Genomic DNA, 17,105 nt, shown 5'->3' with positions numbered 1-17,105 from the left:
GCCCAACGCGAACAATCACGGCCACGTCTCGACCGCGTTCGCCTGGTCCTGATATGCCAGCGGGCGCTCCCACCCGGGTGGGGGCGCCCGCGCCCGATTCCGCCCCACCCGATGGAGAGAACATGCCGACACACACCGCCCGCGCCACGCGCGTCGAGGTTCGCCCTCTCGCGCCCCGACGCGCCCTCATCACGACCCCGACCGGATCCTCGTTCGCCGTCGACGCGCCGGCGGACGTCGTCCTGCGGATGATCGACGCGTGGGCGACCGGCACCGCATCGCCTGCCCTCGGTGACGACTGGGAGGGCGCATCGGCGATGCTGCGCGAGGTGCTCGAGACCGACGGCGCCTTCGTGGAACCCACGGCGCTCCCCGCGGCGCCGGCGGTGTCCGACGACTTGGGCGACGGCGCCGAGGGCGACCTGCTCGTCACGGGCGCCCCCGATGTCGTCGCGGCCCTGCAGGCGGCAGGCGGCGACGGAGCACTCCGCGCCGTGTCCGACGGCGACTGGCAGCGCGTCGTGCACCGTGCCTTCCGCACGGGCGAGATGCTCGTCTACGCGATCCGCGGATCCGATGACCACACGCTCTGCGCCTTCGACCGGCTGTGCAGCGACGCGCGCACGCCGTGGGCGCCCATCGAGGTCACGCGGTCGACCGTGTGGATCGGCCCGTTCGTGACGCCCGGTGTGGGGGCGAACTACGAGGATCTCGCGGCGCGCCGCACCGCGGCCGCGTTCGACGCGGCCGCGCATCGCGCGCTGCGCGCGCCCGCCGTGGGCGGCGACGCCGGTCCGGATCCGCGGCACCTCGGCGCCGCGATGGCGCGCGCCCGCGAGATCCTCGCAGGGGATCGCCCCGGCGACACGCTCTTCGAGATCGCGGCCGACGGATCCGTCACGACCCACCCCGTGCTCCCGCTGCCGTCCAGCGTCCTGAGCGCCGCGCATCCCCACACGCCGGCCGATCTCGTGGATCCGCTCACGGGGCTCGTGCAGCGCACGCGCGATGTGACGCACCACCCGAGCATCCCGCGCACGCTCGCGACGGCGCAGAGCGATGTCTGCAATATGCGACGCGTGTCGCGATGGGCGAACAACACCTCCTGCCAGGGATCCGCATTCGGCGATCCCGAGCAGGCGCGCGCGAGCGCGATCGGCGAGGCGGCCGAGCGCTATTGCGGCAACCTCCTCGACACGCTCCCCGTGACCTTCGCGAGCTATCGGGATCTCCGGCGCGGGCCCGTGCGCGTGCTCGATCCCGATGCGCTCGTGCTCTACTCCGACGCGCAGTACGACGAGCCCGGCTTCCCCTTCGTGCGGATGACCCACGACCTCGAGATGCACTGGGTGCCCGGGCGGTCGCTCACGACCGACGAGGAGATCCTCGTGCCCGCGAGCATGGTCTACGTCAACTGGTTCACGGCCGGGTACTCGGCGGCGCCCGTGACGAACTTCTGCCCCTTCGCGGGGATCGCGGCCGGGCCGAACATGGACTACGCCGTGACGTCGGCGCTCGAGGAGATCATCGAGCGCCACGCGACGATGGTCTGGTGGCTGAACGGCCACCCGATCGACGCCACCGATCCGGGCGCGCTCGCGCGCGTCTGGGACGATGTGCCGGCCGCGGTCGGGCAGCGCCCGTCGCTCATCATGCTCGACAACGAGTTCCAGGTGCCCGTCGCCGCCGGCGTGCTCCACAACGACGTCGACACGCTCGTGAACGTCGGCTTCGCCTGCCGCGACACCCCGGAGGCGGCGGCCTCGAAGGCCTGGACGGAGGCCTGCACGCTGCAGGAGGGCAGCCGGGACCTGCTGCGAGCGGACGGCGCGCACTGGGACGCGATGTCGCGCGGCGAGCTGAACAGCCGCTCGTTCAAGCAGTGGCGCGCCGACCGCCGGTACCTCGACGACTATCGCGATGACATGCGCGACTGCGACGACCTCATGGTGCAGCAGCAGGTGCACCTCGACCCCCGCGCCGTCGCGCGCGTCGCGCCGCTGCTCGACCGCCCCGTCACCCGCACATTCGCGGACGCGCCGCGCCTGGTCCAGCGCACGCCCGACGCGTACCGCGCCCGCCTCGAGGCGGCAGGGCACGAGGTGATCGTCGTCGACATCACCTCCCCCGATGTCGCGAGCACGGGGATGGCCGTCGTGCGCGCGATCGTGCCCGGGACGGTGGGGAACGCGCCGGCGGCGTTCCCGTTCCTCGGTGGGCGGCGCGTGCAGGATCTCGCCGTCGAGCTCGGCTGGCGCGAGACGGCGCTCGCCGAGGACGAGCTGAACCACTTCCCCGTCCCGCACGCGTGACCGCGCTCACGGGGTATTCGCTTGCGGGCGACGCGCTGCTCGTCTGCGGCGACGACGGGCGGCGGTGGGTGCTCGAGGGGATCGAGTTCGGAACGCCCGAGGCGGCGGAGGCGCTCGACACGCTGCGTCTGACGGGGCCCGATGCGCCCGGTCCCGCGCTCGGCGCGGACACGTGGCTGCCTGCGCTCGACGCGCTCGGCGAGCTCGCGGGTCGGATCGACGCGGGGGGCGCGCCGCCCGCGACGGTGCGATGGCGCTTCGGCGGGCGGATCCATCGACTCGCGCTCGTGCGCGGATCCGCCGTCGAGCGCGCGGGATGCGCACGCGACGCGCTCCTCGCGACCGTCGCCGACCCTGCGCACGCGCGGGCGCTCGCGGCACGGCCCGTAATCGCGGACGGCGAGGGCGCCGGAGCGGCGGCGTGCGTCGACAAGGCGGTGGCCCATGCGGGGCTGCGCGGGGGCGGAGATCTCGGCGCGGCGGATCCCGATCCCGCCCTCGACCCCGACACGCTCTGGACGTGGGCAGGCGATGCATGGCGGCCGCATGCCCTGGCGCCGGCGCCGATCGTCGACCCCGTCACGGGCGTGCTCCACGCGATCCGCCGGCGCCGGGAACCGTGGCACCCGGACCGATTCCATCACCTGCACGCGGAGCTGCCGCATCCGGCGAGCGTCGACGCGCGGCATCAGCCGGATCCGCTCGCCCCCGCCGCGGCGTTCGACGGCGTCGGCGCCGCGCCGGAGGAGGCCGCGACGCTGTCGGGCATCGCGCACCTCTGCGGCGCCTACCTCGGCCAGGGGCATCGGCGCCTCGCTTCGCGCGAATCCCTGCGGCGGATCGGGGGCCGGGTCCTCGACGTCGACGAGTGGGGGCCGCACGATCCTCGCCTGCACGATCGGCCCGGCTTTCCATTCCGACGCGCCGGCGCCGGCGAGGGATCATGGTGGCTGCGGGGCGTCGAGCGGGACGAGGAATGCTGGGTGCCGCTGAGCCTCGTGCACGCCGGCTATCTCGCGAGCGCGCTGCCGGGACTCGTCGCGACGAACGGACACAACCTCGTGGGCCTCGAGGCGGGTCGGACGCTCGAGCACGCGCGGGAACGCGCGGCCGCCAGGATCATCGCGCAGGACGCGATCGCGCGGTGGTGGTTCGACGGCGGGGCCCCGCTGCGTCCGGTGCAGGCGCCCGTGCAGATCGACATCGGCGGCGCGCTCGCGCTGCGTGTACGGGATCTTCCGACCGGTGCAGGGATCCCCGTGCGGCTCGCCGTCGTGCACGACGAGGATCGCATCGTCGGGCTCGGCGGGGGCGCCGCGGCGGATCCCGAGGAGGCCGCGGCGATCGCGATCGGCGAGGCGCTGATCCAGTACTCGTCCGCGCGGGATCTGCGGGATCCGGGCAGCCTCATCCGGCGCGCGTGCGAGCTCGGCAACGGCGGCGTCGCGGGGCTCGCCCCGCACCGCGCCGATCGCCGATACGGCCGCGACTTCGCCGATCGCCGCCGCCTCATCGACCCCATGTGCCATGTGCAGCTCGGCCTGGATCCGGGCGTCGCGGCGCACTTCCTCGCGCGTACGGAGAAGGAAGGGGACCCGTCGTCGCAGGTGGACGGACCCACGGCCGGATCCGTGTTCGACGCGCTCGCGCGGATCGCGCCGCGCATCGTGTCGGTCGATGTCACCGTCCCGCGCGTGCGCGAGGCGGGGTACGCCGCCGTGAGGCTGCTCGCGACGGGCACGCGGCGCCTCGCCGTGGGCGCGTTCCCTCAGCGCATCGGCGACGAGCGCATGCCGTATCCGGGGTGGTGATGGGCGGCGCCGGAGACGGCCCGGATCGTTGAGATGTCGGATCCGCGGATCGAGACGCGCTGTCACCCGGCTTTCCCTTAGGGTAGCCTTCCCTTCATCATGCAGACGGAGAGAAGATGACCATGCCGCCTCGCCTATCGGGCCGCGTCCTCGTCGGCGCGGCCGTGCTCGGGGTGCTCGCAGTGTCCGCCTGCTCGTCGGACACCGAACCGAGTGAGCCGGCCGGATCCGACCGGTCCCATCCGTTCAGCTACACCGACGCGCGCGGGACGGCGGTGTCGCTCGACCGTACGCCTGAGGTCGTCGTCGCGCAGACCAGCGTCGCCGCCGCGCTGTGGGACAACGGATATCAGGCCGCCGGTGTCTTCGGCGAGCTGCCCGACCCGCTCGACTACCAGGCCGGCGACATCGATCCCTCTCAGATGACCGTGCTGGGCACGACGTGGGGCGAATTCAGCGTCGAGGAGTACGCCGCCCTCGGCCCCGATCTGCTGATCGACATGACCTTCGACCTCGAGACCCTCTGGTATGCCGGAGAAGTCGAAGGGCAGATCACCGAAGTGGCGCCCACAATCGGCATGCAGCTGACCGGTCTGTCCGTGACCGAGCAGATCGAGGCCTTCGTGGACCTCGCCGAACGGCTCGGCGCCGAGCCGGACATCGCTGAGGCGAAGGCCGAGTTCGAGGCGGCGGGCGGGCGGGTCGCGGAGGCCTCCGAAGGCGACCCCGAGCTCGTCGTGCTCGCGCTGTCGGTGACCGAGGACGGAGCGTGGTTCGCGAATCCCGCGCAGCACCCCGACCTCGCCCACCTGGCCGATCTCGGGGTGGAGTTCGCCGAGGTGACGCCGGACGAATCGGGCGTGTGGGAGCAGGTGAGCCTGGAGAACCTCGGCAAGCACCACGCCGATGTGCTGCTCGTCGACGCCCGCGACGCCTCCGGACTCGACGCGATCCGCGACATGGAGATCTGGCGGAACCTGCCGGCGGTGGTCGCCGGTCAGCAGTACGCGTGGTATCCCGCGGCCCCGTACAGCTACGAGAGCTACGCGAACATCATCGGCGAGTATGCCGACCACCTCGAGAGCGCAGAGGGGCTCTGAGGCGACGCGGATGACGGAGAGCGAGCCCGAGACCGCGGCGCTCTCCGGCCTGCTCGCGCGCGAGGCCGGAGCCGCACAGCGGGGCGACCACACCAGGGTCGAGGTCCCGCGCGGCCCGGCGCCCCTGCCGCTGCGCCTGCTCGCGGCGATCGCCGATGCGGCGGTCGCCGCCGCGCCGGCGATCGTCGGGGCGCTGATCGTGCACTCCCTGCGGGACGTGAACGGCGGCGGGCAGGCCGACCGGCTGATCTTCGGAGCGATGGCGGTCGTGGCGACCGCGGCGACATACGTCTGGAACCTCGGCTTCGCCCAGGGCCGGACCGGCTCATCGGTCGGCAAGACATGGTTCGGGCTGGTCGCCCGCGGGCGTGATGGCCAGCCGCTCGGAGCGCGGTCGAGCCTGCTGCTCTTCTCCTCACGCGAGGTGGTCCGCCGGGCGACGGCCGTCGACGAAGGATTCGTCGAGCACGTCGCGGAGGCGTCTCCCGCCTCGATGCGGACACGCCGCATCACCGGGCTCGTGGTCTGTGCGCTCCTGCTCCTCGTCGTGGCGCTGGCGAGCGTCGCCGTCGGCGCCCGACCACTCAGCCTCGCCGAGATCGGCGCGGCGATCGCCCCACCCTACGGCGTCAGCGCGAGCGATTCCGAGATCATCGTCCGCAGTCTGCGACTGCCGAGGACCCTGCTCGCCCTCGTCACCGGCCTGGCGCTCGGTATGGCGGGCGCGATGATCCAGGGGCACACCCGCAACCCGCTGGCCGACCCCGGCATCCTCGGGGTCAGCGCGGGGGCGGCCTGCGCCGTCGTCCTCGCCACCCTGCTCCTGGGCGTCGGCTCGGCGACCGGCACGGTGTGGTTCGCCCTCGCCGGGTCGTTCGTCGCCACCATCGTCGTCTTCGGGCTGGCCGCGATGGGCGGCCGCGCTCTCTCGCCGATCTCGCTGATCCTCGGCGGCGCGGCGATGGCCGCCTTCCTCTCCTCGATCACTGCGGCGGTGGTGCTGCTCGACCAGGACACCCTGGACTCATACCGGTTCTGGGTGGTCGGGTCGGTCGCGGCTCGCGGCCTGGATGTCCTGACGCCGCTCCTCCCGTTCTTCGCCGCCGGGATGGTGATCGCATTGGCCAGCGCTCCCGGGCTCAACCTGATGAGCCTCGGCGAGGATGTCGCGCGTTCGCTCGGCGGCAGCATCCTGCTCAGCCGGATCGCGGGCGTCGCGGCGATCACGCTTCTGGCCGGCACGGCGACGGCCGCCTGCGGACCGATCGGCTTCGTCGGGCTGGTCGTGCCCCACATCGCCCGCGCGATCACCGGCCCGGACTACCGTTGGATCCTGCCGTACTCTGCGCTGATCGGGGCCACCCTGCTGACGATCTGCGATGTCATCGGCCGCGTGGTGGTGCGGCCGGGCGAGCTGCAGGTCGGGATCGTGCTCGCGCTCGTCGGCGGCCCGTTCTTCATCGCGCTCGTGCGCCGGCGGAAGCTGGCGAGCCTATGAGCCGGGCGGGCGTGCGAGAGGCAGTGGCGGCCCCGTCACGCCGCGCCGTGAGACTGGGGCGCATCTCGATGGTGTGGCGCCCGGGCCTCGTGGTCGCGCACCTGGCGTTCGCGGCGATCGTCTTCCTCCTGGTCTGCGCCGGCATCGGCCAGGGTGACTACCCGATCAGCATCGGGGGCGTCGCCCAGGTTCTGTTCGGCGGCGGAACCGACGCCGAGCGGTTCATCGTGATGGACCTCCGGCTGCCGCGCGCCGTCATCGGCGTCCTCGTCGGCCTCGGCCTCGGCATCTCGGGCGCGATCACCCAGTCGATCACGCGCAACCCGCTGGCCAGCCCGGACATCCTGGGCATCATGGCCGGTGCGAGCGCGGGCGCCGTCGCCGTGATCGTCCTCGGCGGATCGACCGTCATCGGCGCGACCTTCGGGGTGCCGACGGCCGCGTTGCTCGGCGGTCTGCTCACCGCGACCGCCATCTACCTGCTCGCCTGGCGCCGCGGCATCGAGGGGTTCCGGCTGATCCTCGTGGGGATCGCGACGAACGCGATCCTCGTCGCACTCACATCGTGGATGCTCGTCGTGGGCGACATCTGGGACGTCACCCGGGCGACGGTATGGCTCAACGGTTCGCTGAACGGCCGCGACTGGGGTGATGCGCGGGCGGCGATCGCCGTCATCGCGATCGGCACGGTGGCGATCGCCATGGCGTTTCCGTTGTCGGCGCTGAAGCTCGGGGACGAGACGGCGCGGGCTCTCGGCGTCCGCGTCCGCACCAGTCAGGCCGCGCTGCTGATCGCCTCGGTGCTGCTGGCCGCGATGTGCGTCACGGCCGCGGGCCCGATCGGCTTCGTGGCCTTCGTCGCCCCACAGCTGGCCCTGCGCATCCTCAGGACAGCGGGCCCCCCTCTGCTGGCATCCGGTCTGATGGGCGCCGCGCTGGTCGTCGGCAGCGACTATGTCGCCCGGGTGCTGCTGCCGGTCGAGCTGCCCGTCGGCGTGGTCACCACCGCGATCGGCGGCCCTTTCCTCATGTATCTCATCATCCGCACCAATCGAAGGCTCTCTCGATGACGTCCCACGAGCTGTCCGCCCGCGACCTCACACTCGGGTACGGCGACCGACTGGTGGTCGAGGGGCTCACCACGGAGATCCCCGCCGGTGCCATCACGACGATCATCGGTCCCAATGGCTGCGGAAAGTCCACCCTGCTGCGCGCGCTCGCGCGGCTGCTCGCGCCGCAGGCCGGCCGAGTCATGCTCGACGGCAAGGCGATCACCTCGATGCGCACACGTGACGTCGCCCGGGTGCTGGGGATGCTGCCCCAGTCGCCCGTTGCGCCGGAGGGTCTCACGGTCGCCGATCTCGTGGCCAAGGGGCGCCATCCCCACCAGTCCTGGTGGCGGCAGTGGTCGAGCGATGACGAGTCTGAGGTCGAGGCCGCACTCCGGCTGACCGGCATGCAGAGCCTCGCCGGACGCCCGGTCGACGAGCTCTCCGGGGGTCAGCGCCAGCGGGCCTGGATCTCGATGGCGCTGGCTCAGGAGACCGACGTGCTCCTGCTGGACGAGCCGACCACCTACCTCGACCTCGCCCACCAGGTCGAGGTGCTCGACCTCGTCGATCAGCTCCAGGCCGAGCTGGGGCGCACCATCGTGATGGTGCTGCACGACCTCAACCTGGCGATTCGCTACAGCGACCACCTGATCGTGATGCGCGATGGAGCGGTCGTCGCCTCCGGCGCGCCCGGTGAGCTGATCACCGCCGAGCTCCTCAGGGAGGTCTTCGGCCTCGAGAGCGTGGTGCTCGCCGACCCTGTCTCCTCCCGGCCCCTGATCGTTCCGGTGGGCGCACGACGGGCGGTGGCCATGCGATGACTCGAACTTAGGTTAGGGTTATCTAAGTTCGAGAGGTGGGCGCATGTACGGAGAAGTGGTCGCGACCGAGCGACTGACACCGCAGCTGATTCGGGTCGTGCTGGGCGGTGAGGGCCTCGCGGGATTCCAGCCCTCGGAGAGTTCCGACGCCTACGTGAACTGCTTCTTCCTGCCCGATGCGGCGCCATATGGCGTGCCGTTCGACGCGGAGTCGGTTCGCGAGCTGCCGAGGGACCAGCGGCCCTATCCGCGCCGGATCACGGTGCGGGCATGGGATCCGGTGCGCCGGGAGCTCACGCTCGACCTCGCCGCCCACGGCGACGTCGGGTATGCCGGGCGCTGGGCGCTGGGCGCGCAGCCGGGGGCCCGGCTGCAGTTCCGCGGTCCCGCGGACGGGTACCTTCCGCATCCCGAGGCCGATGCCTATCTCTTCGTCGGCGACGAGAGCGCGCTGCCGGCGATCGCGGTCTGCGCGGAGTCGGTTCCGGCCGGTAGGCCGGTGACGATCGTCGCCGAGGTCGATGACGCCGCCGGAGAGATCGCGCTGTCCTCGCCCGGCGAACTGAGCATCCAGTGGGTGCATCGAGCCGGTCGCGCCGATCCGGACGCGCTGCTCGCCGACGCGGTCGCCGCCCTGCCGCGCCCCGAGGGGGTGGTGAGCGCCTTCGTGCACGGCGAGGCCGTCGCCACCCGCGCGGTGCGCCGTGTGCTGCTGCGCGAGCGCATCGTCGACCTGGACCACCTGTCGTGCTCTCCCTACTGGCGGCGGGGGTACGACGACGAGCAGTGGCGCGCCATCAAGGGCGACTGGGTGCGTGAGGTCAACGCCGAGACACCGCAGCCTGTGCAGGCGGCACCCACCGAGGGCGCCCCTTCGATCTCGAACGGCAGGCGATGAGCGGATGACGCACCTCACACGTCGGCGGCGTCGCTGGGCGATGCCCACCGCCGCCCTGCTCGCCGCAGGCCTCGCCCTGACCGCCTGCTCCGGTGACGCCGGCGCGGGTGACGACGACGCCGCGTCGGCGACTCACGAGATCGAGGACTACTTCGGTGACGTCGAGATCCCGTCCGATCCGCAGCGCGTGGTCGCCGGCGACAGCGTCACGCTCGCGAACCTCCTCTCGCTGGGCGTGACGCCCGTGGCGTCGCCGGTCAATCCGAACTCCCTGCCGACCTACCTGGCCGACAGAATGGAGGACGTCGTTCTGGTCGGAGACAACAGCGAACTCGACTGGGAGAAGGTCCTCGCACAGGACCCCGATCTCTTCATCACCTTCGCCGGTTTCGAGGACGACCCCTGGAACCAGGAGACGTACGACAAGGCGGCCGAGGCGCTGCCGACCTTCGGGTACGTCTACAACTACGTTCATCTCGACGAGATCAAGAAGAACTTCACCGAGGTCGCCCGCGCCCTCGGCGAGGAGGAGACGGCCGATGCGCGTCTCGAACAGCTCGACGATCGGCTCGCCGAGCTGAAGGCGCGGGTCGCGGCCGCCGACCTCACCGATCAGCCGGTCTCGACGCTGCGCGTCAGCGCGGACGGAAGCTACTCGATTCGGATCGGGACGTCGGAGAGCATCGCCTTCCGCGCCCTCGGCATCGCCCAGCCTGAGGGGCAGACCGATCCCGACGACTTCAGCATCGACGTCAGTGAGGAGAACCTCGACCTTCTCGACTCCGCCGACATGCTGTTCGTCTACGTCGACGACACCGCGGACGGCGAGCGCGAGAGGATCGAATCCTCGCCCCTGTGGGAGAGGCTCCCCGCCGTCGAGAACGACCGGGTCCACTTCGTGAGCTCCGGCGTGTGGAACAGCGTCGACATCGACGGGTTCGAACTCATCCTCGATGACATCGAGGAGCTCTTCCTCGCGCCGGCCGAATAGGCGGCGAGCACGGCGCGGGGCTTCGGGCCGCGAGCGCCAGGGCAGGTGACACGGGGCGCGAGATCACATCGTCTCGCGCGCCGCGTCCGCCGTGCGCGTCAGCGTCTCCGCGGACGCGCGCAGCTGCTCGAGCTCGCGGTCCGAGAACTGCATCTCGCGCACCGGGGTCGCGCCGGCGCGGCCGACGAGACACGGCACCGACATCGCGACACCGTCGATCCCGAGGTATCCCGTGAGCACGGTCGAGACGGGGAGGATCGCGTTCTCGTCGCGCAGCACCGCCTCCGCGATGCGCGTGGACGCGAGCCCGATCGCATAGTTCGTCGCGCCCTTGCCCTCGATGATCGTGTACGCCGCCGTGCGCACCTCGCGGGCGATGTCGTCGAGATCGCCGGACGCGAAGACCCGCTCGCCCCCGCGAGTCCACTCGAGCAGCGGGACCGGGCCGATCGAGGCGGATGACCAGAGCGGGAACTCGGTGTCGCCGTGCTCGCCCACGATGAGGGCGTGCACCGAGCTCTCGGCGACGCCCGCCCGCTCGGCGAGCATCCATCGCAGCCGCGACGTGTCGAGCACGCACCCCGACGCGAACAGGCGCGCCGGATCCATGCCCGTCCGCTCGACGGCGAGCATCGTCAGCACATCGCACGGATTCGTCACGACGATGACGATCGCGTCGGGCGACGCCTCGACGAGCTGAGGGATCATCGTCGCGAAGATGCGCGCGTTCGTCTCCACGAGTTCGAGGCGCGTCTGTCCTGGCTTCTGCGCCGCGCCCGCGGTCACGACGATCACATGCGATCCGGCCGTCGCCGCGATGTCGCTCGACCCGATCACCGACCCGGATCCCGTGAACATCGCCCCGTGAGCCAGGTCGAGCGCCTCCGCCCTCACCCGCGCGGCGTTGATGTCGTAGAGCACGACATCGCGCGCCGCGCCGCGGATGAGCATCGCGTACGCCGTCGCGGATCCGACGGCCCCCGCGCCGACGATCGTGACCTTCGGACTCTCGATGCCGGTCATACCGTCATCCTCTCAGCGCGCGCCGCGGCGGGGAAGGCTTCGTGCGCCGGCGCCCGGACGCCGTAGTTTGGATCCATGGCCTCATCCCTCCGCGAGCGCTCCCTGCTCGCGTTCGCCGCGATCGCGCCCCTGATCGCCTTCGTCGCCGGGGCGCGCCTGCAGGCGCCGCGCGGATCCGCTTCCCACGGGTCCGACTCGCCGGCCGTCGCCCCCGTCGTCCCCGAGCGCGACGCCGATCCGCGCCCGCCGCGCTGGCTCGCGTCAGCGCAGCGGCGCAGCTGGATCGCGACCCTCGCGGTCCTCGTCCCGACGGCGATCTTCGTCGCGCGGACGCTCCTGGATCCGGGCCCGCCCGACCGCTCGGCCATCCTGCCGCTGCTCGTGATCGTCGGCATCGTGTACACGCTCGCGCACTCGATCCTGACGGTGCTGGGGCTGTGGGGAACCGAGGGCGGGCGCCTGCGGCGGTCGGTGCGGATGTCGAAGGTGCGCGACTTCGGGATGACCTCGAGCGCGCGGGCCCTCGCGGTGCAGACACCGCTCGTCGTGCTCGTCGTCGTCGCGATGCTCGTGTTCTCGCCCGCGCTGCGCGGCGAGACCGCCCTCGTCGCCCTGACGCTCGCCTTCGTCGTCTCGAGCTGGATCAACATGGCGCTCCTGTTCGCCGAGAACTACGTCGACCAGGACGCGACAGGGCTCCGATTCCCCGGCGGCGAGGCGATCGGCTTCTCCGACTACGTGTACTTCTCGCTCAGTGTGCAGATGACGTTCGGGACGACCGACGTCGACGTCCTCACGCGCGCCGCCCGCCGCAACGTCGCGATCCACGGCGTGACGGCCTTTGCGTTCAACACCGTCATCATCGCGATGATCGTGTCGCTGCTCGTGAGCGGGTGAGGCGGGCGTGCGGACGTCGACGGGTCAGACCGCGGACAGCAGTGCCTCCGCAGCCGCCCGCGCGTGCGCGAGCCGGGACGGATCGCGGTCGAAATCGCCCAGGAACACCGATCCGAGAGCACACGTGAGCACGCCATAGGCCGCGGTGGCGCAGGACTCGGGGGACGCGTTCGGACGCTCCCGAGCGATGAGCTCGCGCAGCTGGACGCGTGTGCGGGTATATGCCGTCGTGAGCACCTCCGCGATCTCGGGCCTCTGCCGAGAGAACTCGACGAGGCCGAGAACGATGGCGTTCTCGACGTCGGGGCCGCCGAACTCGACGCCGAAGAGGTAGTCCAACGCGCCCCGCATATTCTGGACGCCGGCGGGCAGAATCGAGCCGACCGCGCCGCTGTCGTCGGCGAAGACAGCGACCGCCGTGTCGAGAAGCAGCTTGTCGCGGTTTCCGACGAAGTGGCGCACGTGGCCGCGGGACATGCCTACCGCATCGGCGATGCGATCGAGTGTCGTGCCGTGGATTCCGTGCTCGGCGATCGTCGTCATCGTCGCGCCGATGATCTGTTCACGTCGCTCCGCGGCGACTGATGGGCGTGCCATGCGTCGGTCTCCTTTCATCGCAGGCGGTCGGACCGCATCTGCGCCCCTCGCCGTGTGTAACGTCCGGGTAAACAATAGTCTAGTCGGACTTGACTAGAAACGTCGACGTCCGTAGCGTGACCGTCATCCGCACCCCGAGTGCGGCGTCACGAAGGAGCGACATGCCCGAGATTCACCGCATCGAGCCGGCGCCTGAGAGCGAGCTCGCATCCTCGGCTCGCGTGCGAATGCGCGACGGGGTCCTGCTCGCAGCGGACGTCTATCTGCCCGGTGCTCCGCAGGCACCGGACGCGGAGCCGGGTGACACGATCCTCATCCGCCTGCCATACGACAAATCTGGCGAGTACTGCTTCATCCCCGAGATCGCGGCCTACTTCATGGCGCGCGGATATCGCGTCGTGGCGCAGGATGTGCGTGGGAAGTTCCGCTCGGAGGGCGAGGCGCTCCTGTTCGTCAACGAGGTCGACGACGGCTACGACACGATCGAGTGGATCATCCGACAGCCGTGGTCGAACGGCCGCGTCGCGATGTGGGGCGACAGCTACTACGGCTACACGCAGTGGGCGGCGGCCGCGAGCGGGCACCCCGCACTCATGGCGATCGCACCGCGCGTGACGGGAACGGGCCTTGGCGAGCCGATCCGACGTGTCGCCGGGAAGCGCACACGCGACGTCGAGTGGGCGGTGACGTACATGTATCCGCTGACCCAGTTCTTCGACAGCGACATGATCCACTGGGAGCCCGACTGGTCGCGTCGCGACTTCGCCGCCCAGGCGGAGGAGTTCATGGCGCAGGTCGGTTCGCGCGGACTCTCGTATGACCAGTGGTACCCGAACCCCGTGCTGCTTTCGCGATTCCCGGCCGGGGACGCGTTCGCCGGGCGCTCGGTCCCGGCACTGCACACCATCGGCTGGTGGGACAACTGCGCGCCGCTCGCGTGGGCGGACGTCGATCGGATCCACCGACATCCGAACTGGGACGCGCACCACTTCCTCCGGCTCGAGTCGATCGATCACGAGGGCTTCGCTCTGCTCGACGCGGAGGAGGACCTCGTCGCCGAGCGCAGCGCCGAGCAGGTCCGCGACCTGTTGCCGCGCACGCTCGATCCCGCCCTCGCGTTCTTCGAGATCTTCGTGCGCGGCAACGGGGCAGCCTCGGATGTGCCGCGCGTCGCGTGGAACCTGGCGGGGACCGAGGGCGAGAGGGAGAGCGCGTGCTGGCCGCCGGAGGGAACGCGGAGCGTCACGCGATGGGCGACCTCGGAGGGGACGCTCGTGGCGGACGAGCCGGGAGAAGAGGCGACGCTCTCCTGGACACACGACCCCGACGATGTCGTCCCTTCGGCGGCGCCCGACGCGTTCTCCTACCTCCTGCACCGCCCCGACGAGGCACCGCTCGGTGATCGTGATGACGTGCTCCGATTCGATTCGCCCCCGCTTGCGGGCGACGTCGATCTCGCCGGTCCGGCGGCCGCGCGGGTGCGCTTCACCTCGTCGGGGCCGACCGCCGACTGCTTCGTGCGCGTGCTCGACGTCGGCCCCGATGGATCCGCGTTGCGGATCGCGCGCGGCCAGCTGCAGCTGCACGGAGCGACAGAGCCCGAGACTCTCCGCATCGATCTCGGGCACATCGGATACCGGCTGAGGGCCGGGCACCGGCTCCGCGTGCACGTATGCAGCAGCGACTTCCCCGAATTTCTGCCGCAGACGGGCACGGGGGCCGACCCGTGGACGTGGGGCGAGACGCATCGGAACACCCAATCGCTCGTCGTCGGCGGGCCGACGGGGCTCGCCCTCACCCTCACCGTCCTGGAAGGGGACCTGCCATGAACCTGCCCGAGCTGGAGTTCGTCTTCGAGATCCGCGCGACGATCGACACGGATGTGCACATCGGTCGTGGTCCCGAGGAGCGCCTGTCCTTCACACCCGTCACCGGCGGCGCCGTCGCCGGTCCGCGTCTCAACGGCGAGGTGCTGGGCGGCGGCGGGGACTGGGCCGTGGAGCGCTTCGGGACGGCGCAGCTCGAGGCCAGATACATGATCCGCGCCGACGACGGATTCGTGATCGACGTGCTCAACCGCGGGTACTTCCGAGCGACGGACGACGTGATCGAGCGGATGGAGCGCGGAGAGGACGTCCCCGAGGACGACCCCGGGCTCTATTTCCGCACCGCGCCCGTCTTCCAGACCGACGGCCCCCCGCATCGATGGCTGGCCGAGAACCAGTTCGTCGGCCTTGCCCGCGACGAGGGCGGTCAGGTCTGCATCCGCATCTTCCTCGTGCGCTGAGGTCCCGTACAGCGGGCCACCCGCCCGATCGACCGCAGCAGAACACAGAACACAGAACATCGCGCGAAGCGACGGCGGTTCGACGACGAACCGAGAAGACGACGCGCTGAGACGACGGGAATGAAGATCATGAAGACAACAGCTCTGACGATGGGTGCGATCGTGTTCACGGGCGTTCTCGCCCTCGCATCGTGCGCGCCGCGGGACGGCGGGACAGGCGGTGACGGCGGCTTCGGCGACGTGACGCTCGTCGACTCCCTGCCCGCCGGCACGCAGCCGGTGGACGAGGTCACGTGGGCGATCGTCGAGGGCGAACCAGCGACGCTCGACCCCGCGGCCTCCGCGAACCTCATCATCCCGAACCTCTGCGACAACCTGCTGTCGCTGCAGCCCGACTTCTCGATCGAGCCGGGGATCGCCTCGAAGGCCGAGTTCGTGGACCCCGTCACCTTCGTCATCACGCTCCGCGAAGACGTGACCTTCTGGAACGGCGACTCCGTCACGGCCGAGGACGTCGCATACAGCCTCCGGCGGAGCATGGATCCGGCGTCGCAGTGGTTCGCCGCCTTCGCGCTGGTCGTCCCGGATCCCGAGGTCGGCATCGTCGTCACCGGACCGAACGAAGTGACTGTGAACCTCGTCGCGCCGGACACGACGTTCCGAGATGCGCTCGCGGGGCAGGGATCCGCGGTGATGCAGAAGGAGTTCGGAGAGAAGGCGGGCGATGCGCTCGGCACCGCCGAGGGCGGCCTGATGTGCACCGGGCCGTATCAGCTCGAAGAGGGCGGGTGGACGCCAGGCGGCGACATCGTCACGACCGCGAACGAGGACCACTGGCGGGGTGCACCGCTCGTCGACACCCTCACCTACACCTTCGTCACCGACAGCTCGACGCTGACGACGGCCCTCACACAGGGCGAGATCGACGGGGCGATCAATGTCCCGCCGAGCGGTCGCGCCGCCTTCGAAGGCGACGGAGCGGGGTCGCTGGTGGTCGGCCCGTCGACCGCGTCGTACAGTTTCGGCCCCGCGTCTGCGACGGGCCCCGCGGCGGATCCGAATATCCGCCGTGCGCTGAGCCTCGCGATCGATCGCACGCAGTACATCGACACGGTGGTCAGCGGTCTCGGTGCTGCGCAGAAGACGATCGTGCCCGAGCTCTCCTTCCAATCGATGGACGAGGCCGAGACGTATCAGGGCGCATATGATGCGCTGCCTGAGCCGGTGCTCGACCTCGATGAGGCGAAGCGCCTCGTCGAGGAGAGCGATGCCGACCTGAGCACGCCTCTCGTGCTCGCCGTGCCCGCAGGGGCGACGGAGTTCCAGCAGACGGCGACGATCATCCAGAGCGCGGCGAAGCAGATCGGCATCGACATCGAGATCGACGCGATGCAGGCCTCCGACTTCGGGGCGATGTTCTACGACGCCGGCGCCCGCGAAGGCATCGACTTCGTGGCGACACAGGGGTACCTCGAGCTCCCGGGCGTGTTGGGCTACCCGTCGCTGTTCATGCTCCCCGAGGAGCTCGGCGGAGTCTTCAACTGGAGCGGCTACGACGAGCCCGACGTCACCGCGCACATGACCGCCGCGCGCAACGCGACCGACGCCGCGGCCGCGGCCGAGGAGTACGTGGCGGCGCAGGAGATCTTCGCCGCGGACATGCTCCAGGTCACGCTGGCGGGCACCTATCACCTCACATACATCAGCGACGACCTGACGGGCGTGACGACGTCCGTCGCCGCCTACGGCACGCCGTGGGCGCTGCATCTCGGCGGCAAGTAGTCGTTCGGCGGATGACGCGACGGACTGGAGAAAGCG

14 protein-coding genes are annotated in these 17,105 nt (G+C 71.0%); 12 read left to right on the top strand and 2 right to left on the bottom strand.

The annotated features are described in order from the left end of the window. Positions 1-122: 122 nt before the first annotated feature. The 8 genes from GB932_RS02270 (at position 123) to GB932_RS02235 (ending at position 10,483) form a co-directional block, all read left to right on the top strand. The gene (locus tag GB932_RS02270) at positions 123-2,312 is read left to right on the top strand and encodes a YcaO-like family protein (protein ID WP_156759100.1); all 2,190 of its coding nucleotides are present in this window, start codon (positions 123-125) and stop codon (positions 2,310-2,312) included. Next, positions 2,309-4,123, top strand: a complete 1,815-nt coding sequence (locus GB932_RS02265; RefSeq protein WP_197517252.1) for a YcaO-like family protein — start codon at positions 2,309-2,311, stop codon at positions 4,121-4,123. Before GB932_RS02270 ends, GB932_RS02265 begins: the two co-directional genes overlap by 4 nt. A gap of 116 nt (positions 4,124-4,239) precedes the next feature. After that, positions 4,240-5,223 carry an ABC transporter substrate-binding protein gene (locus GB932_RS02260; RefSeq protein WP_156759098.1) on the top strand — a complete coding sequence of 328 codons (984 nt, stop codon included), beginning with the start codon at positions 4,240-4,242 and terminating at the stop codon, positions 5,221-5,223. A 10-nt stretch (positions 5,224-5,233) separates the two neighbouring features. Next, positions 5,234-6,721 carry a FecCD family ABC transporter permease gene (locus GB932_RS02255; protein WP_156759097.1) on the top strand — a complete coding sequence of 496 codons (1,488 nt, stop codon included), beginning with the start codon at positions 5,234-5,236 and terminating at the stop codon, positions 6,719-6,721. Positions 6,722-6,732: 11 nt separating this feature from the next. Then, positions 6,733-7,791 (top strand): FecCD family ABC transporter permease, encoded by a 1,059-nt coding sequence (locus GB932_RS02250; RefSeq protein ID WP_231915963.1) that lies wholly within the window; start codon positions 6,733-6,735, stop codon positions 7,789-7,791. After that, a complete protein-coding gene (locus GB932_RS02245; RefSeq protein ID WP_156759095.1) occupies positions 7,788-8,594 on the top strand; it encodes an ABC transporter ATP-binding protein in 807 nt (268 codons plus the stop codon). Before GB932_RS02250 ends, GB932_RS02245 begins: the two co-directional genes overlap by 4 nt. A 43-nt stretch (positions 8,595-8,637) precedes the next feature. Further along, the gene (locus GB932_RS02240; RefSeq protein WP_156759094.1) at positions 8,638-9,492 is read left to right on the top strand and encodes a siderophore-interacting protein; all 855 of its coding nucleotides are present in this window, start codon (positions 8,638-8,640) and stop codon (positions 9,490-9,492) included. Between the two features lie 4 nt (positions 9,493-9,496). Then, positions 9,497-10,483, top strand: coding sequence for an ABC transporter substrate-binding protein (locus GB932_RS02235; protein ID WP_156759093.1), 987 nt, complete (start codon positions 9,497-9,499; stop codon positions 10,481-10,483). A gap of 63 nt (positions 10,484-10,546) precedes the next feature. Here GB932_RS02235 and GB932_RS02230 read toward each other — a convergent pair whose 3' ends face one another. Continuing rightward, positions 10,547-11,506 (bottom strand): L-lactate dehydrogenase, encoded by a 960-nt coding sequence (locus tag GB932_RS02230; RefSeq protein ID WP_156759092.1) that lies wholly within the window; start codon positions 11,504-11,506, stop codon positions 10,547-10,549. Between the two features lie 75 nt (positions 11,507-11,581). Between GB932_RS02230 and GB932_RS02225 the strand changes: the two genes are divergently transcribed. Further along, positions 11,582-12,403 (top strand): DUF1345 domain-containing protein, encoded by an 822-nt coding sequence (locus tag GB932_RS02225; protein WP_156759091.1) that lies wholly within the window; start codon positions 11,582-11,584, stop codon positions 12,401-12,403. A 24-nt stretch (positions 12,404-12,427) separates the two neighbouring features. Here GB932_RS02225 and GB932_RS02220 read toward each other — a convergent pair whose 3' ends face one another. Beyond that, positions 12,428-13,000, bottom strand: a complete 573-nt coding sequence (locus GB932_RS02220; protein WP_156759090.1) for a TetR/AcrR family transcriptional regulator — start codon at positions 12,998-13,000, stop codon at positions 12,428-12,430. Between the two features lie 161 nt (positions 13,001-13,161). Here GB932_RS02220 and GB932_RS02215 point away from each other — a divergent pair, with 161 nt between their 5' ends. The 3 genes from GB932_RS02215 (at position 13,162) to GB932_RS02205 (ending at position 17,069) form a co-directional block, all read left to right on the top strand. Further along, a complete protein-coding gene (locus tag GB932_RS02215) occupies positions 13,162-14,829 on the top strand; it encodes a CocE/NonD family hydrolase (RefSeq protein ID WP_156759089.1) in 1,668 nt (555 codons plus the stop codon). Then, the gene (locus GB932_RS02210) at positions 14,826-15,287 is read left to right on the top strand and encodes a DUF3237 domain-containing protein (protein ID WP_156759088.1); all 462 of its coding nucleotides are present in this window, start codon (positions 14,826-14,828) and stop codon (positions 15,285-15,287) included. Before GB932_RS02215 ends, GB932_RS02210 begins: the two co-directional genes overlap by 4 nt. A 129-nt stretch (positions 15,288-15,416) precedes the next feature. Then, the gene (locus GB932_RS02205) at positions 15,417-17,069 is read left to right on the top strand and encodes an ABC transporter substrate-binding protein (RefSeq protein WP_156759087.1); all 1,653 of its coding nucleotides are present in this window, start codon (positions 15,417-15,419) and stop codon (positions 17,067-17,069) included. Positions 17,070-17,105 lie beyond the last annotated feature (36 nt).

This window comes from Microbacterium karelineae, assembly GCF_009745985.1.
GTDB classification, from domain to species: Bacteria; Actinomycetota; Actinomycetes; order Actinomycetales; family Microbacteriaceae; genus Microbacterium; species Microbacterium karelineae.
Note: the sequence above shows the minus strand (reverse complement) of the source record. Positions and strands in the feature narration are given on the sequence as shown.